The following is a 22,872-nucleotide window of genomic DNA, read 5'->3' as shown; positions in this document are numbered from 1 at the left end:
AACCGCGAGCTTTCTGGATCTCGCGACGAAGGTGCCGCTCCCGTTGGCGGGGCGCTCAGAATTATTGGACGTCATCACGGTCGCCTATTCTTCTATTGATCGATTCCATTTGGCCTACTTTCCCAACCTCCCTGCGCGATCAAGGAAGTCGCTGCTCGGTTGGTTTGGTGACCGGAGTCGCGTAATCAGCGCAATTTGAATAGGGTCTCTTCGTAGAGGTTGGGAGTTCAATGCTCAATTCCAATTGTTCTGAATGATCTTCATTGAAAGCTTTAACTTTGGCGGCAGCACTGTCGGCTGTTTCCTGCCAAATAGCATTAGATTTGCCAAGATCAGAACGGCTCCGTTTCTCGATTGATGCGTTGAAAAAATCTGCAAGGGATGTTTCAAGTTGGTCCGCAACACTTTGGTCAACGTGACCAAGGTCGGTTAGGGTAAAAGCGATCCTATACAAATAATTGTCTGTACTGCAGGCGAAAGTTTCTGCTTGGGCGACTCTCGCGGCGTTTGCATTTAACGCAAATGTCACCGTCAGCGCCGACGCGGCAAATTTTTTCACAAACAAACTGGCCATAAAATCATTCCTTTGGTCTTTTCCAGATATTTGGGACAAAAAGGTACTAAATATTTAAAACAACAGAAGATTGCTTAATGTGACAAAGAGGTAATTGCAAGAAAAACATTCACGCCCATGCGTACTTTCCAGCGGCCGTTTTCACTTCCAAAACAGTGACTTTTGCCCCAAGCTCGTCGAGTCCAGTCGGATAAACTTTCCCGACCTTCTGCGCGATCAAGGAAGCCGTTGCTCAAAAGGCTTTGGCGACGGAAGTTACGTAATCAGCGCAATTTGAATACGCTAAAATTAGACAGGAGCCGGGATGCCAAACGAGATTCTGAAAATCACCTCTGGACCGGATTCCAGTCCGCCCGCGCTGTTCACTCCAGACCCGGCCGCAGCGAAGCGCTTCATTGAATTCTTCACCGCCAACATCCGAAACCCCAACACGCGCAAGGCCTACGCGCGGGCCGTGAGTGACTTTGCGGCCTGGTGGGATGAAAACCGGCTGGGCGAGCTGCAGGACATCGAGCCGGTACACGTCGCCGCCTATGTCGAAACACTGCAGCGGCGACTTTCGGCCCCCTCAGTGAAGCTGCACCTGGCCGCGATCCGGATGCTGTTTGATTGGCTCGTCGTCGGACAGGTTTTAAAGATGAATCCGGCTGCGGCCGTGCGCGGGCCGAAACACTCGGCCAAGAAAGGAAAGACACCGGTTCTGGCCGCCGATGAAACGCGCGCCCTGCTGGATTCCATCGACACCAGCACGCCGATCGGCCTCCGCGACCGGGCTTTGATTGCCGCCATGGTCTTCACGTTCGGCCGCGTCGGCGCTGTCACAAAAATGCGCGTGGAGGATGTCTATGTGCAGGGCCGGCGCACCTGGATACGCCTTCATGAAAAAGGCGGCAAGGATCATGACATGCCGGCACACCATAGCCTCGATGAATACCTGCACGCGTATATCGGCGCGGCCGCCCTGGCTGACGATCCGAAGGGGTTCTTGTTCCGGACCAGCGTCGGCCGGTCCGCAAAGCTGACGGACCGGGGGATGAGCCAGTCCGACGTTTATCGCATGATCGGCCGCCGCGCCCTGGCTGCCGGCATCATGACAAAAATTGGATGCCATTCCTTCCGTGCGACAGGCATCACCGAATACCTCCGGAACGGCGGTAAGCTGGAAATCGCGCAACAGATGGCAAATCATGAAAGCTCCCGCACCACGGGCCTTTATGACCGGCGCGACGATCAGCTGACGCTCGATGAGGTTGAGCGCATCCTGATCTAACGTCCGATATCGTTATGACCGCCCTACTCAGGGGACGCAACCATGGCAATCAACATCGAAAAAGTCAGGGCCCAATACGAAAAGGCCGTGGGAAAACAACCATTTTCTAGGGGCTTGGACTGGAACGAGCTTTCCCTCGAAGAAGACTATGTTTTCGATATTGAACCAGAACGTTGGCGCGCCATGTTGGTTGCCTACGATTGTTATAGCGGGATCACTGGGCAAAGTCACAACGATTGGTACGGTCCCGAATATTCGGACCCCTCGGCGGAGTTCAGCCGCGAGGCCTTCTTGGTCTTTGCGAAAGAGTTGGGCCTGACCTACCGCGAAGCCTTTGCCGTGTGGGCCAAAGTCGAATGGTGGGAGATACGAACTAACCTCACGTTCTTCAAGGACGAACAGGAAACCGGGGCATCCGCCAACCGCGATGAGGCTTAGCGGTCAGGGTCAGGGTTGAAACTTCCACGGCACACAGCCTCCTTGTCGTAGTTCACACGGCGCAGCACCAAAGCGTCCAGCCCCTCCCTGACAATGAGGACTTGGCCACCTTCCCGGCCAGTCTCGCGGGCTATTTCCTCCGCCGTTCTCAGGGGAGCCAGTTTGAAGCCGACCAGGTTGCCGGCCGGATCGATTTCTCCGACCGGTCTTACCCCGATGCGTTCGGATGCCCATTGCGCGGTTTCGGGGTCATTGGTTGAAAAGAACTGCGTCATCGCTGCATTGGCAACGAAGCCTTGCCAGTTCGCTCCGTACAACTCGATCAGCTGCCCGACATTTTGGACGATCGGCCAAAGCTTCATTCCGTAACTACGGATATTTGCCGACGCATCAGCGATCATTTTGAGGGTGCCCAGAGAATAGAACTCATCGAGAACGAGCAAAACGGGCTGTTTCGACGCCCCGCCCTTGGACGCCGCTTTCACGGCCAGATTGACGAACAGCCGCAAAAAGCGTGAATGAGTATTCAGATATTCCAAAGGCAGGACCAGGTAGATCGTGCAGGCCTTTGTCTTCAAATCCATAAAATCAAAATCGGATGCCGCCAGGGCGCTCCTTAATTCGGAGGAATCCGAGAGCCAATCGGTTTGCTGGATCGTCGTCGAAACGATCCCCCCCCAACTCCCTGTCCGAGGCTGCAATAAGCTGTGAGGCCGATTCCTTGGCGACACCGCCGGCAGCGACCATCCCATCGATTGGCAAACCATCAGGATGAGTAATCATGTCCCGCACATCCCCAAGGGTTGCGCCGGGGTTTACGGAGAGGGCATAAGCCGTAACGCCTCGAATGACAGACCGGGCGGAATTGGTCCAGTGTGGATCGGCCTTGCCCGGCACCACCAAGGCATCCGCAATCAGATCCAGATCCTCGAAAGCAGTCGGCCCGTTCACGTCCACCATCGAGAGCGGATTGAAGCGGGACGGCGGTGGCATACCTGCCACCCCGGCGTTCACATTGAACGGATTGAGGCAATAGACGGCCTGGCGCATTCCTCCCTTGACCTTGCCGCCGCCATTACCGCGATAGGCACCCGTCACGGCTGCATTGGTCCCTTTGGGATCAATCACCAGAGCTGAATGCGGCCAGGTTAGCAGGTTCGGCACGATGACCGCCCGCCCCTTGCCGCCACCTGATCCGGCGACGGTTAAGGCATGTCTGTCATCGGCAACACCGACCAGCCACTTGGGATCATAAAGCGAGGCTCCCAGCAGTATCTTTCCAGGACTCCACGGGTTGGCCCATTCTTCAAGAACGCTGCCAAAATTCGCTGATCCGCCCGCGCCTAGGCGGTAAGCCCGGGCCATGCGCCTTATCGGCCTACTACCCTTGCCAATCGCCGTTTTTATCATGGTCATGTAGTTCAGCGATCCTCCCGCGAACATCAAAATGGCCGCCACAAAAAACGGGATCTCTAATGCCCAATAAAACGACATTTCGATCGATTCAGGAAGATTGAGAGTGTGTAGATAGCGGCCAAATGATATGACCGGGGGGAGATTTAAAAGGATGGCATAGACGGCGATCGGCAAGCCGATAGCAATCAGCCCGGCCCAAAACCGCCAGAAATATCCTACCGCCCGGCGTGTGAGCTGGTCTGTTTTCCCCGCCGCATCACGCCCGAAAAAATACCCCCAGCCACGACCAAACCCAACGATCAGTGCTGCGATCGCAAGGCCACCGACGATCCATTCCAAGTATCTGTCCCTGCCGATCAGCGGCGCTGTATATGGTCTTAGAAAGCGTCCAAGATAGGGTCCGGCGAAAAACGCGACGACAAAAGCAAACGCCAGAAGCAGCCACCCGGCAATCGCTCGACCGGTAAAAAAATAGCCCGGCTTATATCCGCGGGCAGCCAAAGCACCGAGCCGGTCACCGGTCCAGCCTACAGATCCACCAAGGATCAGGGCACCGCCAACGAAAAGAAAGGTGGGATCACGGGTAAGCCAGGGGGACAGCAATTTGAAGCCGACAGCGCGGCCAAAATGGAAGGCGAGGAAAACCGCGAGCGCCCAGATCGCGTAGCGGATGACATTAGAAAACATCTCGCCCATGATGATTTCTCCGCAAGCGGTCTTATTCGTCAGGAAATCGTAACCCAACCGGACATAATTGACGATGCGGCGTTACTCTCCCCCGCTGCCGTCACGTCCGCCGCGATTTCGGGGAGCCCGATCCTTTCCGCGCTTCTGCCAGCCCTTTTCCTGGGCCGGTTTGGCTGTATCGTCGGCGCTTTTTTCCCGCGATTGTTCGGCGCGCTGCTGAGCCATGCGCTCCTTATATGCAGCGCGCAGGCTCTGCGTGGGGGCAGGCGTTGCCGGCTCTGCTGCCTTCGGTGCGGCGGCCTCTGTGAAAGCATGACCGGTGAGCTTTTCCGGGGGCTGTGGGGTTGTCCGTTCCGAATTCTCGCGCTGCCGGGCCGCTCGTTCCTGAAATGCCGCCCGGAGGTTTTGCGATGGCGCCGGGATCTGCAGCGGCGCCGCTTCGGGCTTGTGGCTGGCGCCCTCGGCCGCCCTGCCCGGCTCGGGCGCCTGGGCGGAGACATCGCGCGCGTTTTCTCGGAATTGCTGCTGCTTCTTCTGCCATTGCTCCCGGCGCTCTTTCAAGGCATCGCGTGCGTTTCGTTGGAAGGCATCGAACAGCCGGCTCACCGGGCCGGTCTTTTCCTTCCCGGGCACGGCTGGCGTCGGTTGCTGCTGATTGGCCGCAGGAACAGGTGTATAGGGGCGTTCCGGGACATGGTGTTTCTTCCGCCACTCCGCCCAAGACTCGGCCCGTTCCATGGCAAGGCTCTGCCAGCGAGCGCGATCGGCGGTGCGCTGCGCAGTGTCCGTGCGTTTCAGCTGCTCGGTCCGGTCTTTATAGGCCTTGGAAAGCGCGGCCAGCTCGGCGTTCATGGCCTCGCGCATCGGCTCGGCTCGGTTCCGGCGCTGCTTAAAATGCTTTTCCGATAGCGCCATTTTTGCCGTCTGCTCATACTTTTTCAGCAGCTCGATTCGTTTGTTATGGTCGGCCGCAAGGCCGAAGAACATCGACCATTTTCCGCGCTCATAGACATCGCTGCTGCGGCTATGCATGGCCAGCGCAATCGCATTCGTCAGACGCCCTGCAGTCGTGCGCTCGCGGGCCTGAAAATCCCGCTGTTGCTTGTATAACCGGCGACTTAAACCCTTCCATTCGCGGGTCTGCTTCCAGTCCCGGAACCCCTTCGGCGTCAGCGGCAATGCGTCCCGATTGCGCTTGTGTCTGTAGATTTCGTCGATTTTCTGTTTGTACTTGGCCCGGATCGCATCGCGAGCCAGCTGCAGGGCCTGCCAGTCATGCTCCCGTTGTAGCTGCTGGGACGCGAAACGCTGCGTATTGGCGGCTTTGATCTCGCTGGCCCGGTCGGCAAATTTCTGCCTGATCGCAGCGGCTTCCTCTTTGGCCTTCTGCGTGTCGATCCGGACCTTTTTCGTGGCCGCACGCTCCTCGCGGCTCTGCTTCGGGGCACGCTTCCGATCGGGCTTTTTCCGTTCATTAATGGCTTTGTATTTCGCGGCGCGTTCTTCACAAAACACCTTGCCCCGCGACTTTTCGTAGAGGTCACCCCATTTCTGGGCACGCTCCTTGTCCTTGTACGGATCGACCTTTTTGCCGGTGATGGGGTGAACGAGATTGACCTGGATATGCAGATGGGGGTGTTCCCGATCGACATGCTCGATGAAACTGGTTTGGTAACCCTTATCGAGCCCGAGACCCACGGCATCAAGGCATTCCCGCGCGGCCTGCAGCATGTCGTCGCGGGAGGGCTGTTCGGTCGGGTGCCACGATAAAGAGCAGTGCCAGACAGGAGGGCCGTCCTGCTTGCGACCGGTCTTTTTAACGCCGGCGGCGGCCTTTAATTGCTCAGCCCCCTTCCAGGTCGCCGCCATGACTTTCGCGGCCTCCTTCGGATTATTGGCTTCACCCGGGACAAAATTTTCGAGATGACTAAACCCGACACGCTCGCCCTCTTCTTCACGCTTTGGCGATGTCAGATAGTTGGTCAGCTTGTTAAATGAATACCCCCGTGTGATGTTAGGAACCATGAAATGTCCGCCGCAAATAATCAGAGATTTCGCGAAGCGCGGATTCTGCTTGTTTTGCAACGTCAGGAGGGAAGTTATTGAACCGGGCCTCTTTGAGGACCTGGTTTAAATTATTGCCAAGCCGTCGCAATTGGCCTATGACTTCCATGGGAATGACGTTGCGATTTGCGCTGATCGATTGACCGAGCGCGGCGAGCCGGCAATAGGCTGAAACGGATAAACCGGCTTCGGCCGCCTTGCCGGCGATCACAGCATCCTCGTCGCGCGACGTGCGAAACGATACCCAGGAGCCCCGTTTTTCGGGGATTGGTTTGGTGGGCCGGCCAGCTTTGGTCGCGTTCGTCATATCGCCCCGCAACGGGTTTTGTTGGCTCGCTGAGCTGTCCGAACCCCACAAGGGGACGGACTAAATGGCGAGCGGTTTCGCGTTTTTTCGCCTTAGGCGGGGTGTCGGGGGTGCCCCCTGACCAAGCGTTTTTGTGCAACAAAAACCCAGCTTGTTCCTCTGTCTCCTACGGCCTTAACGCTCCCTGTAGTGTAGGAACCATCCATTAAAATTTCCGAAATTCCCCCAACACATACAACAGCGTGCATAGTCAAAACGCTTCCCATTACGAGAACCAAAACCTATCCCCCACACCCTCACCACTATCATCGCATCAGAGAGAAAACAGCATCAGCCAAGTCCCGCTCAGCCCTCGGGCAATGATCACAGGAATACTGATCAACGGAACCGGAACCCTTCTCGTTAAGATCATCAGCGCGATTTCAGCAACGGACAAAAAACTCAGGATCATCATTCCTCAAAATGCGACACAGCCCTGAACCATGCCCCAAATCAAAAATCCCGCTCATCCCTCTTCCGGCTATTTCACCGACATTAGCCCCAACCTATCAGATCATGAATAGCTCTGGCCTGAGTAACATAGAGAAGATCAAATCCCTCCGAAAACTCATAGACAATCCCCGCAAACGCAAAACTCATTAAACCTGCAGCACTCTCACAAATTTGAAAAGCTGGCCCTCCACTGATCCCGCCAATCGCTGCTGGCTCCGCTTCATAGCCCTGCCGTATCCATTCTTCACGCTCAAACTGGCAAACCAGATAATCATCGTGCGCCGATGTCACTGGCGTGGCCCCGCAGCTATAGCTTCCGAAATTCAGTTCATTGATGGCCTGAACCCGTCGCAAATCTCCCGGAAAACCCGCAAAAGCGATACCGTCGCCGTCTTCGATAAGCTCCGGCCTTGCCTCATCCATGAGATAAAACGCCTCTCCGATACCGAAGCTGCCCCGGGTGATTTCTGCTGCCTGCTCATTCGTCAGTTGGATCACGGCCACACATCGAGTTCGCGGTTTTCCTCGACCAACTGCGCAATCGGGTCCAGTTCGCAATTGCCGATGTTGAAAAACGCCCTGTCTGGTTTCTCACGCTTCGCCCTGAACCCTTCCAGCACATGCCAGCATGTCATCGCAAAACGCTGTTCCCCGCGCGCAATCAATGAAGCCTACCGTTCTGTTCGACCGGATTACCGCGCGCCGGTGGAATGCCGAAAAATGCCGCTTTGCAAAACCGCAATGGATACCGCCCAAGCTGCTCCCCAAACGGCCCGGCCAAAAGCGCCCTCGCCTCGTCTCTCTTCATAGCGGGCAATTACGGTCCGTTATTTCTTGCTGGTTTGGATCTCGCGATCGAGGGCGGCAAGGGCGCGTTTTAGTGTTTCGCCAAGTGGTGCGTCAATCACATCAGCTAGGCGGTACAGCTCGTCTTTCGTTTCCTGCTCGCCCTTCACATTAATCTGAACATTGCGGCCGGTTTTGAAACGTCGCAAGGAGCGCGGCGACGGCGTTGCCGCTGACGCTGTTTGCGAACTGCTGCCCTTTCCGCCGGTTTTCACGGTCACAGGTTTCGCGATTCTCTCTTTCGCTGGCGCTACAGGTGACGGCGCTTGACGGCTGGGAAAGTTGTTCGCCGCTGCGACTTTTTCGATGATGGTTTCATCGACCAGCTGCGCGTCCACCTCGGCGGCAGTCTTCGGCTTGAACTTGTTCAGGCTTGCAAATGGGTCGCTCATGATGCTGCTACCTTCAATACAGGATCTTTAACAGTGCCACGCTCAAGCCGTCGCAGGACCTCGGCGGCGAAAGCTTCAGCATTTTCTATTGCTTTTTCAAGGCCGGACACTTTAGCCGGGTCCATGATTTCGAGAGGCCCCTGTGCGCTCAACATCTCAACGTAGGCCTGTCGTTTAATTAGTTCAGTATCGAATACTGGAATTTGGCGCTCCCTGAGCCCTTCTTTCAGCTGCCGCATGATCTTAGTCTCGATTAACGACCCCGTTTCGCAGGGCACGACCGCGTATGGAAGCGAATAGTCCGGGGCGTGCATACGAATTGATTCCTCCTGATCGTGAACGAGGCTGACCAGCTTCCCCGCTGCCTTGGCGTCGTGAAACGACCCCTTCATCGGGATCACGACGAAGTTCGCAAATTGAAGCGCAACGACAACGATTTTGGCTGCTGTACCTTCCAGATCCACGACCACGAAAGCCGTCTTTGTCGCCGCTTCGCGAATTTTTCTGGCGATATTGTCTTCGTCAACATCGGAAACAATGGTCATTCGCGACGGGACATTCCCTGCCTCCACCATATCGTTAAAGGGCCTGTTGGGATCAGCGTCAATGACCGTGACCTCAGCCCCCTTCTTCGCCAGCTGCGTTGTCAGCAGCCAGGATGTTGTGGTTTTTCCACTTCCGCCTTTCGGGCTCGCGACGACAATTGTTGGCATGGGCAGGACCTCACAGATGGGATTGGGCCGGTTGCCGCCAAGGATACCAAAAAAGGCACCCTCAAGGAATCCATAAAAGAATTCCTCATAGATATCTTTGTGGATATCCACAAAGATATCTATTGAATTCGCTGGTATGCCCACCTTGCCGCACCTGGCCTGCCCGGCTACAACCGCCTTATGAGCGAATGGATCAACAACGCTGATTTCATCGAGGCGGACATCATCCAGTGGCAAGAGTCACTGTGGGCGAAAAATAACCTCACGCAAAAAAACATGGTCGTTGGCAATCGTGTTGTGACGGCGGAAGTGCTGCGCGAGGACACGGCAACCGGTTTCGTCACGCTGCGCGTTCTGGCCTCTTCCGTCTCTCCATCGAAAGGGAAAAAACCCATTGCCCTGCCATTCGATAACGGCGAGCAGATCCGCCGAGCGCGAAAAACCATCGAGAAAAGCCGCCCCTGGCGATTGCCCTGGAGCGATGAAAACGCGCGGGCGCTGCTGATTGCAGAGCGGGACGCGGTAAAGCCCGGCGCGGACACACGGCAGGACACCCAGAAATGACCGGATACCATCAAGGAATTCCTCAATGGTATCCGGAAAGTTAGCCGGCTATTCGCCGGCCTCCTCGTCGTTGGGGCGGACGATAATTACGCCCGGCGTCAGCGGCGCGTAGTCCTGCGCCTGCGTGAAGCCTTTGCCGTCCTTGCTGGCCCACATGGCACCGATGCGGACCCACGGGGCGTTTTTCCGCTCGGGCGCGTGGAACACGATGAAGTCCGGTCTGCGGCCTTTGGTGGTTTCTTGCGTCATGGTTTTTTCCTTTCTTGGGTTTGTTTTCAACAGGAAAGGAGGGACAAATCCGGGGGTCCGGCGGGATCACCGTCAGGGCAACGGCCAACACGGGAGCGCAGCGAATGGAGCGGGCCGCGCCGTTTATCCAGACGGACCACAGGATTAGAACGATGTCATTGAAACACCCCAAGGCAGGCCAACCAGCACGCGGCACCAAAACCGCAAAAGACAGGATCGGGGCTAGCGCCGCATCAACACTGGACCGGCATCGAACGGGCAGGTAAATTAGGGCCAAAACAGCTTGGGGACGGACTTCGCTTTACTGAAACAGCGTTTCACCGCTTCACGTGAAGCTTTCACCGGAATTCTTTCTGGATATCTTTTCGGAATTCCTCCCGGATATCCTTTTTCCTATGGCACGTACCGTCAATTTCCGAAAAATGCTTGGCGCGGATTTCGCGAATTTTTGGCCATGGGTGCGCGATAAGAAATTTCAGCTAGGGTGATAGCGGACAGGCCCGTTCATCGCGATAGCCGGTCAAAATTTGGGGCCTTTTGAGCGGTTCTTGCCTCAAAGGTCGCCCGGACCTTCCCAACGTCTCAAAAACCCGCCACAAGCGCCCCAGAGGCTTCGTTATGGCAACAAATCCCCGGCGGGCCGCCTCCTTGCAAAACTCGGTTTTGATTTTTGGGCTCGTTGTCGATGCTAAACACGTCATGTCGGCAGCCCTTTTCTTCGGGGATGGTTTGGAAGGGGGCAGAGCCCCTTTCCAAGGTTCTTTGTGGATTCGCGGCCCTTGGGCCGCGTCCGCTTAGCCGCGCATCGCGCGGCCACTTAAAAATCGATGTGTCAGCCGGGCTTGTCCCGGCTGTCCTTTTTGTTTTGAGGGCGAAGCCCGATCACTTATCCACAGTTTGGGCCGGAGCAACTACCAAAGAAGACTACATATATAACTACAGAATGGGGGACCGTTTCAGCGTGAAAGGGGGGACCGTTTCAGCGCCAACCGGGGACCGTTTCAGCACAAAGGGGGGACCGTTTCAGCAGGGATAACTTTGGTTGCCCACAGGTATTTTGTGGACAAGTCGGACGAATCAAATTCCGCAGGGGGACCGTTTCAGCGTAAGGGCTATCTGATTCGGTAGGGGGACCATTTCAGCGTCCGGGTCAAGAATTCATCTGCGTTCATGCCCGGGTATGCGGCAGGGGGAGGGACCGTTTCAGCGTCCGCTTATTTGCTGGATCTGGCAGGGGGGACCGTTTCAGCGTAGCGCCGCACGCGGGCTGATCGCTGGCAGGCTTTCAGGCAGAACCTCGATGCCACCGGCACGCTCACCAATCATCAGGCCCGGATAGACGGCCTCAATGTTCCGCATTGCGCCCTTAACGGCCTTTCTCAGGTCGGTGTGGTCGGTGTAGCCGGTGCCCAATGCAGCCTGCAACTGCTTCCAGCTCATGAAGCGCGGACGGTCGGCCTTACTGGCGCGAAACGCCTGATAGGTCAACAGCGAATAGAGGTCGAGGGCAAGCGGGCTGCGCTTGATCGCGCGTAGCGCCCGCAGATCCACGGGAACAGGGTTCGCGGTGATAGCCTCGTAAAAACGCGGGTCCAGCTGAACATAGCTGCCCCAAAGCGTGCGCTGGCCGGGGTTTTTCTGATCCCACCACAGCAAGGTTTTCTCCGCGACCTGCATCCGGTCGCGTTCCTGTCCCGTCAAACCGTCCTGCTCGATCTGCGTTGTGAAGCTGATACGGGCCTCAAACAGCCGCGCCATCTGGTCTTTCAGGCGGGCGGCATCACTGCGCTTGCCGCCACGGCTGGCATCAAGGCCCAGCTCGTCCATAAATTCGCCCAAGCTATCGCCCAGCTGCAGCTTCGGTGTCTTGGTACGGATGGCCTCGGTGGTCATCCAGTACATCAGCAGGCGGGGCAGGGTGCCGTAGGGGTGGCCGTAGGGCGTCCCATCGTCGCGGTAGCCCTGCTGGATGCTCAGCGTCACATTGCCGTTGGCGCGTGACCATACCGGCACGTTGCCGGGATCGCTGTGCGGCATGGTGGTCTGCACCAGCTGCCGCGCGAGAAACGCCTTGTCCTGATCGGTCGGCCCGTCCATCGAAATGATGGTCGAGGCCTCAATGATCTGGCGTTCCTGCCGTTTCATGGGCGTTATGGTCAATTCAGGGCCTTTCTTCGGTGTCTGGATAAGCTACAGGGTTCTGCGGTCCGCGCAAAGGGGCGGCCCGCTGACTGTCCACAATGGCCGGTTTCCCGGTCATTGGAAGGAGCCAGCCAGCTCGAAGCCAGAATAATCCACGCGAGGCGCGATCCTGCGATGCGGGCCTTGCTCAAGCTGCACCAGTCCGTAACCCTCCATGGTCCGGAGGGTGCGCGACAGGTTAGACACGGCGCGGCCCGATTTCTCGGCCAGCTCGTCCAGCGAGGCCGGTTTTGTCTCCGCGATCAGCGCGAGCAATTCGCGATTGTTCTTGGAGAGCACCTTGGCCAGCGTGTCGAGCGACTGGAACCAGACTTTCGGCTCATCGGGGAAGGGCTTGTATTCGCCCTTCGCGATGGCGATGGTCCGGGCCTTGTACTGCTCCATAGTCGCAATGCCGACTTTCAGAGGGGTCTTGGTGGCTTTAGTCATGTCAGATACTCCTTTCCTGCAAGATCTTTTCAACTTCCGCCCAGAAATCCACCAGCAGCGTGCCGGCGTCTTTGTAGTCGTAGAAGCGGATTCTTTCGCCTTTGTGCTTGTGATCGTATTCGATCCGCGTACGGGCTCCCGGTCCGGAACCTTCCGTGATGCCGTGCGCGTTGTCGAAGCCAAGCAGGCGGGTGCCATCTTCGGCGTGGAGCGTCAGCGAATATTTAATCCCGTGCGGGCGCTCCGGCGTTACGTCGCACTGTTTGACCTCATACTTGACCCAGCATATTTCGTTGTCACCGGCGGCGAAGTGTTCCCCATCAAGGGATAAAAGCGTGTCGAGGCTATGGTCACGATCGGTCATGCTTGTATGTTATCAGACTCTGATAAGATAAGTCAAAGCCAATGAGTTACCATTCTGGAATTCCTTGTGGATATCCACAAAGAATTCCCGGCTCTGCCTTGCCCGTTAAGGGTTCGTTAAACCATTTTGCATATCATGGGTTGCATGAATGGACCGGACGCACCGCAGCTCGATATACAGGAACAAGAGGCCGACGCGATCAGCCGGGATATTTCCCTGATCGCGGTCGGCGCGACACAGGAGAACCGTTCGAAATTCACAGCTGGGCGCATGACGGTCAACGATGACAGCCATAGCGCCGCCGCCCAGCGTCAGCAGGAACAGGACAAGGAACGCGCGGAACAGCAGCGTATTGCCGCATGGGACGCAGAGCGCATCATGGTCGGCGGCGTCTTGATGACCAACGCCGAAGCGCAGGAAGCCCGCGAAAAGATCCTCAATGATCCGGACCGCTGGAGCAAATGGGCCCGCGACCAAGGGTTAATCAAGGAAGGTGAGGAAGGCGAATTCAACCAAGCCGCCCAGACCATCTACAACAATAAAAAGATTGAACACGACACTGGCCAGCTGACACCCGAACAGCAGGCGGAGCTGGACGCGGCCCTTGCTTCACGTTTCGGGCAGGCTGCTGAAAAGGCCACGGCGGCCGCAAATCAGGAAGCACGCCCTTCCCTGAAAACTGGTGTCAGCGCAGCAGCTTCAGCCGATACCAAGCCAATTTTTCCGAGCGCTCCGGACGTTGGCGGCTCATTCGCCGTGGCCAGCTCTGACCAGGCTGCAAATACCGGGACGCCAGCCCCTGCAGCGCCCGCGCTGAAGCGCGAAGTCTCTGGCCTCAACCTGTAACGGCCAGCAGGGGCCATAGGCCCCGCCAATTACCGTTCATGCTTATTTCTCTTCGACCAGTTCCGGACGCCACGCATGGACAACGGCCTCGAATTGCGGGCCGTAGCCAAGCGTGTCCGGGTAGTTGTTGGCGCGGACGGCCAGCCCGAACACCGTCACCACGTCCTCAACGATAGCGGCATCGAGGCCCCATGCCGTGGTGATATCAAACCCGCCGCATTGCCCCGCGTTCCACCACGCCAGCAGAAAATCCGCGACGCGGCGACTTTGCCCCGTGTCGCCCCGCGCGATCTTCAGCAGGCGCTCAAGCGCCTCACGGTCTTTGTCTGTCACGTTCATCATGCTTGGTCCTTCTATCTATGCTCAAACTGTAGATATCGCTCATTTCCGGGCAAGCTGCAACCCGGCTTCCGTCTGCTGCGCTTCTTTGAAATTCCGCGCGACCGTGCTGCCGGTGGACGGCATGGTGTAGAAGATCGCCCCTTGGCTAATGCTTTTCACCAGAATATTCATGGTCACGGTGATGACCTGATTGCTCGCGCGGCCCTGCATCAAGACACGTTCACCGCGTGCAATGAAGGGCTGAACCATCGTGTTGAAAAACCCGCATTGCATGTCCTGCATTTGCCCGGTCTTCCGGCTCATCGTTTCGCACTCAGCCGCAGCGGTTGCGTCAGAGCCTTGCATCATGGCGGTCTTCGGGAATTCCGCGCTCTTTGGATCAAAGAGCTTAACCCCGTCGATCCTGCTCACGATGCAGGCCTTATCCGCCTTCGCCCCGGGCGGCTGGTTCGCTTCGAGAATGTAGCCGGTGCCGCCGTCACGGTCGGCGGTAAACATCAGCTCGCCGTCCGGGTGGGCCTCATGAAGCCCGCCGTAAAATGGCGCGGCAGCAAACGCAATCGAATGCTGCCCTTCGGCCTTCAGTTCTGCGCCGATGGCCTCCGGCGTTCCGCATGTACCCGGCTGGGCGGCATGCGCAAGGGGCGCGGAAAAGAGGAGAGGGGAGAGCAAAACAGCAAGGGTAAGCGGGCGCATGGTGACCTCGCGGAGAAAGTGATTCAGACTCGGTTATGAATCGCAAAGAGTCAAGGAATCCTGCATAAAAAAGTTATTGGAAGAACTGTTTCTGGTCAGACTAAAAGCGGGAATTCTGTTCTGGTAACTGCTCCCGTATACCGCGAAGGGAGGGCCCCCGTTTTCACGGGTGCCGCTCCTCGTTAATTTCGTCTTCGTAGTGCATTCGTGCGATATCGACGCAGCGCGCAAAATCGCACTCGAACCTGCGCACATCTGCCAGATGCATCAAGTCACACAGCAGATCCGTAAAGACCGTTTCGAGCGGGTCATACAGCCCCGGATTCCGGGCCGTCCTTGCTGTCGGAGTAGTGCCTGACGGCATCCTCGGCCCATGCCGCACGTTGCAAATTGCTCGGGCTCATGCCGCCACCGCCTTTCCGTCCTGTTGTTGCAGGGTTTGGAGATAGTCGGCGGCCCGCTGCGCGTGTGCCGCTGCCGTGAAAATCGCTTTCTTGTCGGCCTTCAGCACGGTCAGCCAGTGCCCCAGATAGGCGGCATGGTCTTCGCGGACTTCCGGGGTAATGCCCAGCGTCACCGACAGGAAAGCGGCTCCCAGCTCGGCAATCAGCTCCTCCGCTGCATACGCTTCATCCCCGAAACGCTTTCCCAGCTCGCGGTTTAGGCGGGTCGGGTGCGATGTCCAGTGCGTCAGTTCGTGCGCCTTGGTGGCGGCGTAGCTCTCGGCATCGCGGAAGGCCTCGGGCGTCGGCAACTGGATCAGATCCAGCCTGGGCGCGTAATACGCGCGGTTCCCGCCATGGCGGAAGGTTGCGCCGGTTGCGGCAAAGAACGCCTCCGCTTCCTCGATCAGCTGCAGCGGCTCGCCCTTCGGCTCCGGCTTGGTCTGATAGCCTTCGGGCAGGCCATCGATCTGGTCGACGTTAAAAACCGTGTAACCCTTCATAAACGGGATTTCGCGCTCGATCTCCTCGCCGTTGTCGTTGGCCTCGGTCTTGGTGACGGTGTTGGCATAGACAACCAATGAACCATGCTCCCCTTTCCGGACATGCGCCCCCAGCTCGGTCGCCTGCTTGAACGTCATCCAGCGATTGCCGCTGTAGCCGTTCGCCATGGCCTCGCCCCAAAGCAACAAAACATTGATCCCGCGATAGGGCACGCCGTTATGGCGGAGGGGGAGGGTAATGCGGCCTTCGGTGTGCCCGGCGCTCCACGGCTTCATCCATGGGCGGACGCCTTTCTCAAGGTCGGCAATGATTTTGTCAGTGACGCGGGCATAAACGTCTTGGGTGTTGGTGGCGGTTTTCATGGTCTGGTTCTCCTGTAGGGCTTGGGGTTAATCGCTTCTGTTGCGCGATTACCCCTGCCCGTCGGGCGCAGACCGGGGAGGCAAACGGAGGTGCGGCACAGGCGGAGGGGGATCACCCACCCCGAAACGGGGCGGCCGGAGGCCGTGTTGCAGCTTGCGAAACATGGGGATACCGCCTGTGGCGGTCGAAGACCTTGCACCGAAGTGCGCCAGGGGCAGAGCCCCTTAGCAGCCTTGATCTGATTGAGGTTCTGACTTACGCGAAAGGGATCGTCACCGGATGGCCGGGACTACAGGCCCGGGGCGCGGAACGCGCCTAGAGCCCGGACCGCCGAGAGGCGGTTTCGCCGTGACGCTTTTTTGTGGAGAAGGGAAGGGGCCGCGTGCTATGGGTTTCTGGCAACCCAGCGGAAGGACCGGCAATGTTTGTGAAGTTAAAGGGCGGCTTGCTCAATCTCGATGACGTGCATGAAATCAGGCCAAGCGTGAGCAAGGAATTCAATAGCTACGTGATTTTTAAAGCCTCGGCCCCTCGCAGAGCCGGCTTTCTGATCGATACCGTAGAAGAAATTCAAGAAGCGATCCGCGCCGAAACACGGGCGCTGGCTATGAAATAGCCGGTAGCGATCATGACAAACGGAGCCCATGCGAGACGGCAGCTATCAGGCGGCCGGCGTCTACATCAAAGTGCAGGCGCTGCTTGAAGAAGCCCGCGCCGAAGGATTCAACGCCCCATCGATCGCATATGCCCTGCTGACCGGGGCCCGCGATGTAATGCAGGACAACACCGCGTTTCTGAGGGAACTGGAACGGTTCAAAGCACACTGGAACATGCCCTGAATAGGGCACATGCCGATCAGTGGCCCACAGCGGCCCCCAGAACCTTGCCTATAGCGTGATACGCCTCCCGAGCCTGGCGATACCGGTCAGCCGGGTCAGGCACATCCAGAGCCTTCCTGAACGCCGCAAATGGCGCCGGCCGGGTGGCACCATTGCCCAGATAGTCGAGCGCAGCCAGCACCTCGGCCGTTCTCATATCCTCATTGGGACAGCACAGAACGGCATCGCGCAGCAGCGCCAGCGCATCGGCCTTGCCCCAGCTCTCGGCGGATTCCTCCGCCCATAGCCCGAAATACGCGACGCCCTTATAGACATTTGAGAACATAACGAGAACACGTAACGAGTTCTCGCCCGGAATCCAAGGAGAAAATCCTCCTATTCCAAGAGCGCCTGTCAACGGGCTCAGCGCAATACGGGGAATGCTGCGCTTTGCCCTGCCGGCGCAAAGACAGTCGAGCCAAACAGACCCCGGATATCAAAAGCCTCCGCTATACTGTCGACTAGTCGACAAAATCTACCGGCCATGGACGCGACCCAAAAACCCAAAGCTGTCCGCAGCGACGATACGCAGATCGTCGGAATCCGCATGACCCCTGCGCTCGCGCAGGAACTCAAGCTCGAAGCCACCAAACGCGGAATGACCCTGAAGGCCCTTTTTGCCGAAATGTGGGAAAACCACAAGCGCCGCCCCAAGTCATGAACAGCATTAAAACTGAAAACGACCTGATTGCTGTCGCCGCAGCACTGGTCGGGCCTTCGGCTGTTCTCTCGTCCGGCGAAAAAGCCCTGAAAAAGAAGGTTGCCCGGCGAACCGTCGCGGTGGAATTCCTTGCTGGTATCCGCAAGGATATCCTCGCCGGCAACGACCCGTTGGGCGACACCTTTGCCGCCATCCGCTCGCCCGAAGACCGCCGTGTAGACGGCGCGATCTATACGCCGGCCATCATCATCCGTTCGATGATGAGCTGGGCGGAGGCGGAGACAAAACCGGCACAGGTGCTCGATCCAGGGGCGGGGAGCGGCCGGTTCCTACTTGCCGCAGCGAAAACCTTCAAGAAAGCCAAACTGATCGGCATCGAACTCGATCCGCTGGCGGCTTTGATGCTGCGCGCCAATATCGCCGTGCGCGGCCTCGAAAAACGCACGACAATCATCGTCGACGACTACCGGAAAGCGAAGCCGGCGACGGCGAAGGGCGCGACGCTGTTTATCGGCAATCCGCCCTATGTCCGCCATCACGGCATCGGCAATGACTGGAAGGACTGGTTCGCGGCGTCGGCGGCTGAATACGGCGTCAAGGCGAGCAAGCTGGCCGGGCTGCATATCCATTTCTTCGTCCGCACGCTGCAACTCGCGAAGGACGGCGATGTCGGTGCATTCATCACGTCATCAGAATGGCTGGATGTGAATTACGGCGCGACGCTTCGCCAGCTGCTCGCTGAAAAGCTGGGCGGGGTTGGGCTGCATATGCTCAACCCGAAAGCGATGCCGTTCTCCGACGCGACCACCACCGGCACCATCACCTGTTTCAAGGTTGGCCATCGGCCCGATACGCTGAAGGTGCGCGAGGTCACGACGCCTGAAAGCCTGAACTGCCTTTCTACCGGCACTGCCGTTCCTTGGGATGTGGTCGCAAAATCAAACCGCTGGTCGACGATCATCCGCCCGGGCGCGGCTGTCCCGTCCGGCTATGTCGAGCTTGGCGAGCTGTGCCGCGTCCATCGCGGCCAGGTGACGGGTGGCAATGCCGTCTGGATCGCCGGCCGCCATGTGAATGAACTGCCGGAAGCGGTCCTGAAAGCCACGGTCACCAAGGCGCGGGACCTGCTCGACGCTGGCGACATTCTCGCGGACGGGGCCAGCCTCAAACGCGTTATCGATCTCCCGGCGGATCTCGATGAGCTTGACGCGGACCATCTGAAGGCCGTGCAGCATTTCCTCAAATGGGCGAAGCAAAACGGCGCGGATCGGTCCTACATCGCACAGCATCGCCGTGCCTGGTGGGCGGTCGGGCTGAAGGACCCGGCTCCGATCATCTGTACGTACATGGCGCGACGGGCCCCGGCCTTTGTCCGCAACCTCTGCGGCGCGCGGCATATCAATATCGCGCACGGCCTCTATCCGCGCCAGCCGCTGGGCCATGCCGCCCTGGACCACCTCGCGGCGTGGTTAAGGCAGAATGTCGGTGTAGAAAGCGGCCGGACCTATGCCGGCGGCCTGACGAAGTTCGAACCCAAAGAAGTCGAACGCATCCTCATTCCAAAAGAACAATTCCTTTAATACATGAGCGCAATTGCACCGCCACGCTGGACCGACCAGGAACTTGTTGCAGGGGTAAACGAAGCAAAGACCAGATTTCGTAAAGAGCGCCTTGATGAACCGTTGGAACAGTGGAAAGTGGTTTTCGATGAAAACAAGGCGCAATTCCAGCGGCTGTTCGACCATTACGGAATGGCAAACCCGGCGTCGCTGACGCCGGCGCAGATCGGGGATCTTTTCAAGGAAAAACTCGACGGGGCGCTGCGCTATCTCGCCGGGCCGCCGATTTCCGAAGATGACCTGAAGGTCATCGCGGATGTCCCTTCACTGAATCCCACACGCATCGCGGCCAATGCTGATGCCGCAACCAAGGTGCTGCAGACGATCGTGCAGGCGCTCGACCCCGAGCGGTTCCCATGGGTTGCTGCGGGCCGGCATCCGACTACCGCCGAACAGCAGGCCGCGATTCTGGCATCGGCCGCGCTCATCACCGTGCAGCGCGTGTCGACCAAGCGACGCCATACAGGCAAGTCCGAACAGGAGGCGGCGGTCAAACGCTACCTTGTCGACGAGCTTGGATTCAAGGAAGTTAAAACCCGCGAAATCCGCACGCTGGCTGACGCCCCGGCCGCCGGGGAATTCTGCGGGGAATGTTTCGTCGGGAGCCGCAAGGCCGATGTTCCGGTCCGCCTGTTCGACGGCCGTTTGATGCCGATCGAGTGCAAGGTGTCGAACAGCTCGACCAACAGCGTGAAGCGCGTGAATAACGACGCGCAGGTCAAAGCGGGGATCTGGACACGGGAATTTGGCACCAATCAGGTTGTGCCGGCCGCCGTTTTAACGGGGGTATTCAAGGTGCATAACCTTCAGCAGGCGCAAACTGGCGGCCTCACAATCTTCTGGGCGCATGAGCTGGCCGAGATGGGCAAGTTCATTCAATCCACGCGCTAACGGCTTCCCGAGAAAGGCCGACGACATGAATAAAATTAAGCGCTTTGCAACGATCGGGGCGATTGTTGCCTCTGCTGTCCTGGTATCGCCTTTGGCCTTCGCCCAATCGCTGTGGCATGGCACGGCCTTCGGCATGACGGTCGACCAGGTGCAGGCTGCGGTGCCGGAAGCTTCACCGGCGACCAACAAGAACCCCGGCAACGGCATCCGGTTCAATTCGCAATTTGCGCCGGAACTGCTGCACGTCGACGAGGTGGAGCTGGTGAATCACAAATTCTCTGGCAGCTTCTATTTCCTCAATGACTGCCTGGCGCAAGTGACTTTGCATATCAAGGATGGCGGAAGCTATGACACCGCCTCGGCCTATGACAACCTCGTCACCGCCTTGCGGGCCAAATACGGGCAGGAACTGAGCGCGAAGAATAAAGTCATCGGCTCGATGGTGACGCGCGATACCGAGTGGATTTCGGGCCGCACCAACATCAATCTTCACTATTTAAAGATGGGTGCCGACGATCAGAAGCCGCTCCTGAACGTCAACTATCAGGTACGCGTCGCGGGCGACGCAGACAAGCTATAAGACGCGAAAGCACTGGCCGCCCGCATAACGGCGGATCAGTGCGCCAAAGTCAAAAACGGCGAGAACTTCTCATCCAGCACGTCGAATTGCTCGCGCATCCAGGTCTTGATTTCGCTCTGCGCCTTCATGTTTGTGGAGCGTTCCGCGCCAGCAGGGACGCCTTCGAGTTCGGCGGCTAAGGTCTGCAGCTGCAGCATTTTCAGGCGCAACTCCTTATCAAGATAGTTGGCCACGTCTGCGCTGAGCAGCCATTTTGCCTCTCCTGTGCCGGCGAAAAACCTGAACATTTCTTCGTCCGAGACTTTGCCGCTGGTCATCACCGCCGACAGCAGCCGGCGGGCGGCGTCGTACACCGCGAAACGCTTCTCGAACAGATCCAGCTTCAGCTTGTTTTGCGCCGTGCGCCATTGCCGGTAGGCGATCGCGACGCCCAGCACGGCAACCAGGGGCACCATCAAGGCTGATACGTAGGCGGTCCAGTGAGGGTCGCAGGTCATGGGGTCTTTGGTTGGAACTTGATTCCGGAGCCAGCCATATCGCCGGCTCCGGCCCGGCGTCATTTTGCCCGGTTTGCCCGGCTGCTGTAACGCGCAACGCCGGCGAGACGCTGCCGCGCATGGTCGCAATAAGCGGCGTCCAGCTCGATCCCGAGATAACGCCGCTCGGACAGCGCAGCGGCAACGGCGGTGCTGCCAGATCCGGAAAACGGATCAAGCACGATATCCCCGGGCCTCGAATATGCCGTGATGAGAGGCGTTAGAACGCTCACGGCCTTTTCGGTCGGGTGGACGCGATTGCCGGTGTACTCCCACGGCTGGACATCGGGGAGCGGCTTCGCCGGCAACGGCGGATTGCCTTTGGCGAGGATATAGGCCTGTTCGTGTCGGGCCTCCGTGAACCGGCTGCTCGATGCGTAGCTTTTCGGCCAGACAATATGGCCTACAGGGCGGAAGCCCGCCGCGCGCCACTTCTCGAAAAACGCATCAACGCTGTTCCAGCCGTAGAACGAGATGCACAGGCTATCCGGCTTTAGCAGGCGGTATGCATCGGAAAACGCGGCCAGCACCGCCGGCGAGCTGTCGTTTTGGATGGTGCGCCCCGAGCGGTCGCGATACCGTACCAGGTAGGGCGGATCTGTGACGACCAGATTCACGCTCGCGGCGGGAAGGGTGGGGAGGATCTGCAGGCAATCGCCCTGAAGGATCTGGTTTTCTGGAAGGCTGGTAATGGAGTGCATGGCGTCTTGTCCTTTGCTGTTGTTGTCAGATGCGAGGAAAAAGACGGGCGACCCAGCGCCTGAAGCACAGCCAACACGGGAGCGCAGCGAATGGAGCGGGCAGGCTATTGCGGAGGGCGCGCGCCTGTCTAAAACGCAGCGAATTTCTGACCAACGGCATGAAGGGCATCGATTGCCGGAATCCAACTTGCGAAAGCGATGGGGGAGGGCCTGGCGCTATCTCCATCACCGTCCACGCCCAACAGGCCCTTTCATTGGCATCCTGCCAGCGGTACGCCCTTGATGGCTGCAAGCCGCAAGCGGCTCCTCCACTTCGTTGCGTCGGGTGCAGCCGGGCGATACGCGCTGCCTTTTGTCTGCGGGCATGAAGGCCCGAATTGGTCGCGGCCGGAAGACAAAGGAGAAAGCACCATGGCTCAGTACATCGCATCCGCAGATCTGGAATTCCTGAGTGAATACGAGCTGCGCTCTACGTTCAGCAGGGTTTCAGGGGACCTGGCGACGGCCAGACAGGCCGCAGCAGAAACCGCAACCGCCTACGCCTCGCTGCGAAACATCGAGCGGGCGCTGACCCGCAAAGCGGCGGCTCCGCTGGTGCGACCGGGGCGGTAAGCCCCGGCGCAATGCCGCAGCAGGGCGGCCCGATTTACCGGAATATCAAACTAGTCGGGCTCCAGCATTTAGTCTCTTCACAACTTTGCGCCGGCGTCTTACGGTAGAACCGGATCGGTTTTGAACCGGTCCGGAGTGTGACAACTCCAAACTGAAGCGACTCGGCATCAACGAATTGATGCCGCTTCTCGGC

General features: G+C 58.2%; 29 protein-coding genes. 11 read left to right on the top strand and 18 right to left on the bottom strand.

What is annotated here, in order from left to right; translation table 11 throughout:
- Positions 1 to 139: 139 nt before the first annotated feature.
- On the bottom strand, positions 140 to 574 hold the full coding sequence (locus tag NCT05_RS36215) for a hypothetical protein (protein ID WP_250504708.1): 435 nt from the start codon (positions 572 to 574) through the stop codon (positions 140 to 142).
- Between the two features lie 304 nt (positions 575 to 878).
- Here NCT05_RS36215 and NCT05_RS36210 point away from each other — a divergent pair, with 304 nt between their 5' ends.
- Entirely contained in the window at positions 879 to 1,844 is a 966-nt protein-coding gene (locus NCT05_RS36210; RefSeq protein ID WP_250504707.1) for a tyrosine-type recombinase/integrase, read from the top strand.
- Positions 1,845 to 1,886: 42 nt separating this feature from the next.
- Positions 1,887 to 2,282 carry a hypothetical protein gene (locus NCT05_RS36205; protein ID WP_250504706.1) on the top strand — a complete coding sequence of 132 codons (396 nt, stop codon included), beginning with the start codon at positions 1,887 to 1,889 and terminating at the stop codon, positions 2,280 to 2,282.
- On the opposite strand, the gene NCT05_RS36200 is transcribed toward NCT05_RS36205, so the two are convergent.
- From NCT05_RS36200 to NCT05_RS36170, 7 genes are all read right to left on the bottom strand, one after another.
- The gene (locus NCT05_RS36200) at positions 2,279 to 2,983 is read right to left on the bottom strand and encodes a type IV secretory system conjugative DNA transfer family protein (protein ID WP_250504705.1); all 705 of its coding nucleotides are present in this window, start codon (positions 2,981 to 2,983) and stop codon (positions 2,279 to 2,281) included. The genes NCT05_RS36205 and NCT05_RS36200 overlap by 4 nt on opposite strands.
- The gene (locus tag NCT05_RS36195; protein WP_250504704.1) at positions 2,871 to 4,394 is read right to left on the bottom strand and encodes a type IV secretory system conjugative DNA transfer family protein; all 1,524 of its coding nucleotides are present in this window, start codon (positions 4,392 to 4,394) and stop codon (positions 2,871 to 2,873) included. Before NCT05_RS36195 ends, NCT05_RS36200 begins: the two co-directional genes overlap by 113 nt.
- Positions 4,395 to 4,466: 72 nt before the next feature.
- Complete coding sequence (locus NCT05_RS36190; RefSeq protein ID WP_250504703.1) at positions 4,467 to 6,410, bottom strand: relaxase/mobilization nuclease domain-containing protein; 1,944 nt, start codon at positions 6,408 to 6,410, stop codon at positions 4,467 to 4,469.
- Complete coding sequence (locus tag NCT05_RS36185; RefSeq protein WP_250504702.1) at positions 6,400 to 6,756, bottom strand: plasmid mobilization protein; 357 nt, start codon at positions 6,754 to 6,756, stop codon at positions 6,400 to 6,402. The genes NCT05_RS36190 and NCT05_RS36185 overlap by 11 nt, the downstream gene beginning before the upstream one ends.
- Positions 6,757 to 7,290: 534 nt before the next feature.
- Positions 7,291 to 7,746, bottom strand: coding sequence for a hypothetical protein (locus tag NCT05_RS36180; protein WP_250504701.1), 456 nt, complete (start codon positions 7,744 to 7,746; stop codon positions 7,291 to 7,293).
- Between the two features lie 329 nt (positions 7,747 to 8,075).
- Positions 8,076 to 8,486, bottom strand: coding sequence for a hypothetical protein (locus NCT05_RS36175; protein ID WP_250504700.1), 411 nt, complete (start codon positions 8,484 to 8,486; stop codon positions 8,076 to 8,078).
- Positions 8,483 to 9,310: an AAA family ATPase gene (locus NCT05_RS36170; RefSeq protein ID WP_250504699.1), complete on the bottom strand. Its 828-nt coding sequence runs from the start codon at positions 9,308 to 9,310 to the stop codon at positions 8,483 to 8,485. Before NCT05_RS36170 ends, NCT05_RS36175 begins: the two co-directional genes overlap by 4 nt.
- A 69-nt stretch (positions 9,311 to 9,379) precedes the next feature.
- Here NCT05_RS36170 and NCT05_RS36165 point away from each other — a divergent pair, with 69 nt between their 5' ends.
- Positions 9,380 to 9,763 carry a hypothetical protein gene (locus tag NCT05_RS36165; RefSeq protein WP_250504698.1) on the top strand — a complete coding sequence of 128 codons (384 nt, stop codon included), beginning with the start codon at positions 9,380 to 9,382 and terminating at the stop codon, positions 9,761 to 9,763.
- 48 nt (positions 9,764 to 9,811) lie between these two features.
- Here NCT05_RS36165 and NCT05_RS36160 read toward each other — a convergent pair whose 3' ends face one another.
- The 4 genes from NCT05_RS36160 to NCT05_RS36145 all read right to left on the bottom strand — a co-directional run bounded on the left by NCT05_RS36160 (position 9,812) and on the right by NCT05_RS36145 (position 13,007).
- Complete coding sequence (locus tag NCT05_RS36160) at positions 9,812 to 10,012, bottom strand: hypothetical protein (protein WP_250504697.1); 201 nt, start codon at positions 10,010 to 10,012, stop codon at positions 9,812 to 9,814.
- 1,245 nt (positions 10,013 to 11,257) lie between these two features.
- The gene (locus NCT05_RS36155; RefSeq protein WP_250504696.1) at positions 11,258 to 12,157 is read right to left on the bottom strand and encodes a replication protein RepA; all 900 of its coding nucleotides are present in this window, start codon (positions 12,155 to 12,157) and stop codon (positions 11,258 to 11,260) included.
- Positions 12,158 to 12,268: 111 nt separating this feature from the next.
- Positions 12,269 to 12,643: an HVO_A0114 family putative DNA-binding protein gene (locus NCT05_RS36150; protein WP_250504695.1), complete on the bottom strand. Its 375-nt coding sequence runs from the start codon at positions 12,641 to 12,643 to the stop codon at positions 12,269 to 12,271.
- A 1-nt stretch (position 12,644) separates the two neighbouring features.
- On the bottom strand, positions 12,645 to 13,007 hold the full coding sequence (locus NCT05_RS36145; RefSeq protein WP_250504694.1) for a toxin-antitoxin system TumE family protein: 363 nt from the start codon (positions 13,005 to 13,007) through the stop codon (positions 12,645 to 12,647).
- Positions 13,008 to 13,151: 144 nt separating this feature from the next.
- Between NCT05_RS36145 and NCT05_RS36140 the strand changes: the two genes are divergently transcribed.
- Positions 13,152 to 13,853 carry a hypothetical protein gene (locus NCT05_RS36140; RefSeq protein ID WP_250504693.1) on the top strand — a complete coding sequence of 234 codons (702 nt, stop codon included), beginning with the start codon at positions 13,152 to 13,154 and terminating at the stop codon, positions 13,851 to 13,853.
- Positions 13,854 to 13,895: 42 nt separating this feature from the next.
- On the opposite strand, the gene NCT05_RS36135 is transcribed toward NCT05_RS36140, so the two are convergent.
- The 3 genes from NCT05_RS36135 to NCT05_RS36125 all read right to left on the bottom strand — a co-directional run bounded on the left by NCT05_RS36135 (position 13,896) and on the right by NCT05_RS36125 (position 16,200).
- Positions 13,896 to 14,195, bottom strand: a complete 300-nt coding sequence (locus tag NCT05_RS36135) for a DUF7673 family protein (RefSeq protein ID WP_250504692.1) — start codon at positions 14,193 to 14,195, stop codon at positions 13,896 to 13,898.
- Positions 14,196 to 14,234: 39 nt separating this feature from the next.
- Positions 14,235 to 14,891 (bottom strand): hypothetical protein, encoded by a 657-nt coding sequence (locus tag NCT05_RS36130; RefSeq protein ID WP_250504691.1) that lies wholly within the window; start codon positions 14,889 to 14,891, stop codon positions 14,235 to 14,237.
- A 400-nt stretch (positions 14,892 to 15,291) separates the two neighbouring features.
- Positions 15,292 to 16,200 (bottom strand): ArdC family protein, encoded by a 909-nt coding sequence (locus NCT05_RS36125; protein ID WP_250504690.1) that lies wholly within the window; start codon positions 16,198 to 16,200, stop codon positions 15,292 to 15,294.
- A 422-nt stretch (positions 16,201 to 16,622) separates the two neighbouring features.
- On the opposite strand from NCT05_RS36125, the gene NCT05_RS36120 reads away from it, so the two are divergent.
- Positions 16,623 to 16,817: a hypothetical protein gene (locus NCT05_RS36120; protein WP_250504689.1), complete on the top strand. Its 195-nt coding sequence runs from the start codon at positions 16,623 to 16,625 to the stop codon at positions 16,815 to 16,817.
- Positions 16,818 to 16,845: 28 nt separating this feature from the next.
- The gene (locus tag NCT05_RS36115; protein ID WP_250504688.1) at positions 16,846 to 17,040 is read left to right on the top strand and encodes a hypothetical protein; all 195 of its coding nucleotides are present in this window, start codon (positions 16,846 to 16,848) and stop codon (positions 17,038 to 17,040) included.
- A gap of 16 nt (positions 17,041 to 17,056) precedes the next feature.
- Here NCT05_RS36115 and NCT05_RS36110 read toward each other — a convergent pair whose 3' ends face one another.
- On the bottom strand, positions 17,057 to 17,365 hold the full coding sequence (locus tag NCT05_RS36110; protein ID WP_250504687.1) for a hypothetical protein: 309 nt from the start codon (positions 17,363 to 17,365) through the stop codon (positions 17,057 to 17,059).
- Between the two features lie 198 nt (positions 17,366 to 17,563).
- Between NCT05_RS36110 and NCT05_RS36105 the strand changes: the two genes are divergently transcribed.
- The 4 genes from NCT05_RS36105 to NCT05_RS36090 are packed head-to-tail and all read left to right on the top strand — an operon-like array spanning position 17,564 to position 20,830.
- Positions 17,564 to 17,740 (top strand): hypothetical protein, encoded by a 177-nt coding sequence (locus NCT05_RS36105; protein WP_250504686.1) that lies wholly within the window; start codon positions 17,564 to 17,566, stop codon positions 17,738 to 17,740.
- Positions 17,737 to 19,320, top strand: a complete 1,584-nt coding sequence (locus NCT05_RS36100; RefSeq protein WP_250504685.1) for an Eco57I restriction-modification methylase domain-containing protein — start codon at positions 17,737 to 17,739, stop codon at positions 19,318 to 19,320. The genes NCT05_RS36105 and NCT05_RS36100 overlap by 4 nt, the downstream gene beginning before the upstream one ends.
- Before the next feature lie 3 nt (positions 19,321 to 19,323).
- A complete protein-coding gene (locus NCT05_RS36095; RefSeq protein ID WP_250504684.1) occupies positions 19,324 to 20,250 on the top strand; it encodes a XamI family restriction endonuclease in 927 nt (308 codons plus the stop codon).
- A gap of 25 nt (positions 20,251 to 20,275) precedes the next feature.
- Positions 20,276 to 20,830, top strand: a complete 555-nt coding sequence (locus NCT05_RS36090) for a hypothetical protein (RefSeq protein ID WP_250504683.1) — start codon at positions 20,276 to 20,278, stop codon at positions 20,828 to 20,830.
- 35 nt (positions 20,831 to 20,865) lie between these two features.
- On the opposite strand, the gene NCT05_RS36085 is transcribed toward NCT05_RS36090, so the two are convergent.
- Positions 20,866 to 21,327 carry a hypothetical protein gene (locus NCT05_RS36085; protein ID WP_250504682.1) on the bottom strand — a complete coding sequence of 154 codons (462 nt, stop codon included), beginning with the start codon at positions 21,325 to 21,327 and terminating at the stop codon, positions 20,866 to 20,868.
- 59 nt (positions 21,328 to 21,386) lie between these two features.
- Positions 21,387 to 22,067, bottom strand: a complete 681-nt coding sequence (locus NCT05_RS36080) for a DNA methyltransferase (protein ID WP_250504681.1) — start codon at positions 22,065 to 22,067, stop codon at positions 21,387 to 21,389.
- Between the two features lie 411 nt (positions 22,068 to 22,478).
- Between NCT05_RS36080 and NCT05_RS36075 the strand changes: the two genes are divergently transcribed.
- Positions 22,479 to 22,679 carry a hypothetical protein gene (locus NCT05_RS36075; RefSeq protein WP_250504680.1) on the top strand — a complete coding sequence of 67 codons (201 nt, stop codon included), beginning with the start codon at positions 22,479 to 22,481 and terminating at the stop codon, positions 22,677 to 22,679.
- The last annotated feature ends 193 nt before the right edge of the window (positions 22,680 to 22,872 follow it).

The sequence above is a fragment of the Caballeronia sp. AZ7_KS35 genome (assembly GCF_023631045.1).
In the GTDB taxonomy this organism is placed as follows: domain Bacteria; phylum Pseudomonadota; class Gammaproteobacteria; order Burkholderiales; family Burkholderiaceae; genus Caballeronia; species Caballeronia zhejiangensis.
The sequence above is the reverse complement of the archived record's forward strand: the minus strand, read 5'-3'. Positions and strand labels throughout refer to the sequence as shown.

Excerpts from the sequence above, each read along its gene's own strand:
- NCT05_RS36090 (WP_250504683.1), top strand. The coding sequence starts at position 20,276 with ATGAATAAAATTAAGCGCTTTGCAACGATCGGGGCGATTGTTGCCTCT.
- NCT05_RS36085 (WP_250504682.1), bottom strand. The coding sequence starts at position 21,327 with ATGACCTGCGACCCTCACTGGACCGCCTACGTATCAGCCTTGATGGTG.
- NCT05_RS36185 (WP_250504702.1), bottom strand. The coding sequence starts at position 6,756 with ATGACGAACGCGACCAAAGCTGGCCGGCCCACCAAACCAATCCCCGAA.
- NCT05_RS36080 (WP_250504681.1), bottom strand. The coding sequence starts at position 22,067 with ATGCACTCCATTACCAGCCTTCCAGAAAACCAGATCCTTCAGGGCGAT.
- NCT05_RS36100 (WP_250504685.1), top strand. The coding sequence starts at position 17,737 with ATGAACAGCATTAAAACTGAAAACGACCTGATTGCTGTCGCCGCAGCA.
- NCT05_RS36165 (WP_250504698.1), top strand. The coding sequence starts at position 9,380 with ATGAGCGAATGGATCAACAACGCTGATTTCATCGAGGCGGACATCATC.
- NCT05_RS36125 (WP_250504690.1), bottom strand. The coding sequence starts at position 16,200 with ATGAAAACCGCCACCAACACCCAAGACGTTTATGCCCGCGTCACTGAC.
- NCT05_RS36120 (WP_250504689.1), top strand. The coding sequence starts at position 16,623 with ATGTTTGTGAAGTTAAAGGGCGGCTTGCTCAATCTCGATGACGTGCAT.
- NCT05_RS36215 (WP_250504708.1), bottom strand. The coding sequence starts at position 574 with ATGGCCAGTTTGTTTGTGAAAAAATTTGCCGCGTCGGCGCTGACGGTG.
- NCT05_RS36175 (WP_250504700.1), bottom strand. The coding sequence starts at position 8,486 with ATGAGCGACCCATTTGCAAGCCTGAACAAGTTCAAGCCGAAGACTGCC.
- NCT05_RS36130 (WP_250504691.1), bottom strand. The coding sequence starts at position 14,891 with ATGCGCCCGCTTACCCTTGCTGTTTTGCTCTCCCCTCTCCTCTTTTCC.
- NCT05_RS36140 (WP_250504693.1), top strand. The coding sequence starts at position 13,152 with ATGAATGGACCGGACGCACCGCAGCTCGATATACAGGAACAAGAGGCC.
- NCT05_RS36145 (WP_250504694.1), bottom strand. The coding sequence starts at position 13,007 with ATGACCGATCGTGACCATAGCCTCGACACGCTTTTATCCCTTGATGGG.
- NCT05_RS36110 (WP_250504687.1), bottom strand. The coding sequence starts at position 17,365 with ATGTTCTCAAATGTCTATAAGGGCGTCGCGTATTTCGGGCTATGGGCG.
- NCT05_RS36155 (WP_250504696.1), bottom strand. The coding sequence starts at position 12,157 with ATGAAACGGCAGGAACGCCAGATCATTGAGGCCTCGACCATCATTTCG.
- NCT05_RS36075 (WP_250504680.1), top strand. The coding sequence starts at position 22,479 with ATGGCTCAGTACATCGCATCCGCAGATCTGGAATTCCTGAGTGAATAC.
- NCT05_RS36105 (WP_250504686.1), top strand. The coding sequence starts at position 17,564 with ATGGACGCGACCCAAAAACCCAAAGCTGTCCGCAGCGACGATACGCAG.
- NCT05_RS36190 (WP_250504703.1), bottom strand. The coding sequence starts at position 6,410 with ATGGTTCCTAACATCACACGGGGGTATTCATTTAACAAGCTGACCAAC.
- NCT05_RS36205 (WP_250504706.1), top strand. The coding sequence starts at position 1,887 with ATGGCAATCAACATCGAAAAAGTCAGGGCCCAATACGAAAAGGCCGTG.
- NCT05_RS36095 (WP_250504684.1), top strand. The coding sequence starts at position 19,324 with ATGAGCGCAATTGCACCGCCACGCTGGACCGACCAGGAACTTGTTGCA.
- NCT05_RS36160 (WP_250504697.1), bottom strand. The coding sequence starts at position 10,012 with ATGACGCAAGAAACCACCAAAGGCCGCAGACCGGACTTCATCGTGTTC.
- NCT05_RS36135 (WP_250504692.1), bottom strand. The coding sequence starts at position 14,195 with ATGATGAACGTGACAGACAAAGACCGTGAGGCGCTTGAGCGCCTGCTG.
- NCT05_RS36150 (WP_250504695.1), bottom strand. The coding sequence starts at position 12,643 with ATGACTAAAGCCACCAAGACCCCTCTGAAAGTCGGCATTGCGACTATG.
- NCT05_RS36115 (WP_250504688.1), top strand. The coding sequence starts at position 16,846 with ATGCGAGACGGCAGCTATCAGGCGGCCGGCGTCTACATCAAAGTGCAG.
- NCT05_RS36210 (WP_250504707.1), top strand. The coding sequence starts at position 879 with ATGCCAAACGAGATTCTGAAAATCACCTCTGGACCGGATTCCAGTCCG.
- NCT05_RS36195 (WP_250504704.1), bottom strand. The coding sequence starts at position 4,394 with ATGGGCGAGATGTTTTCTAATGTCATCCGCTACGCGATCTGGGCGCTC.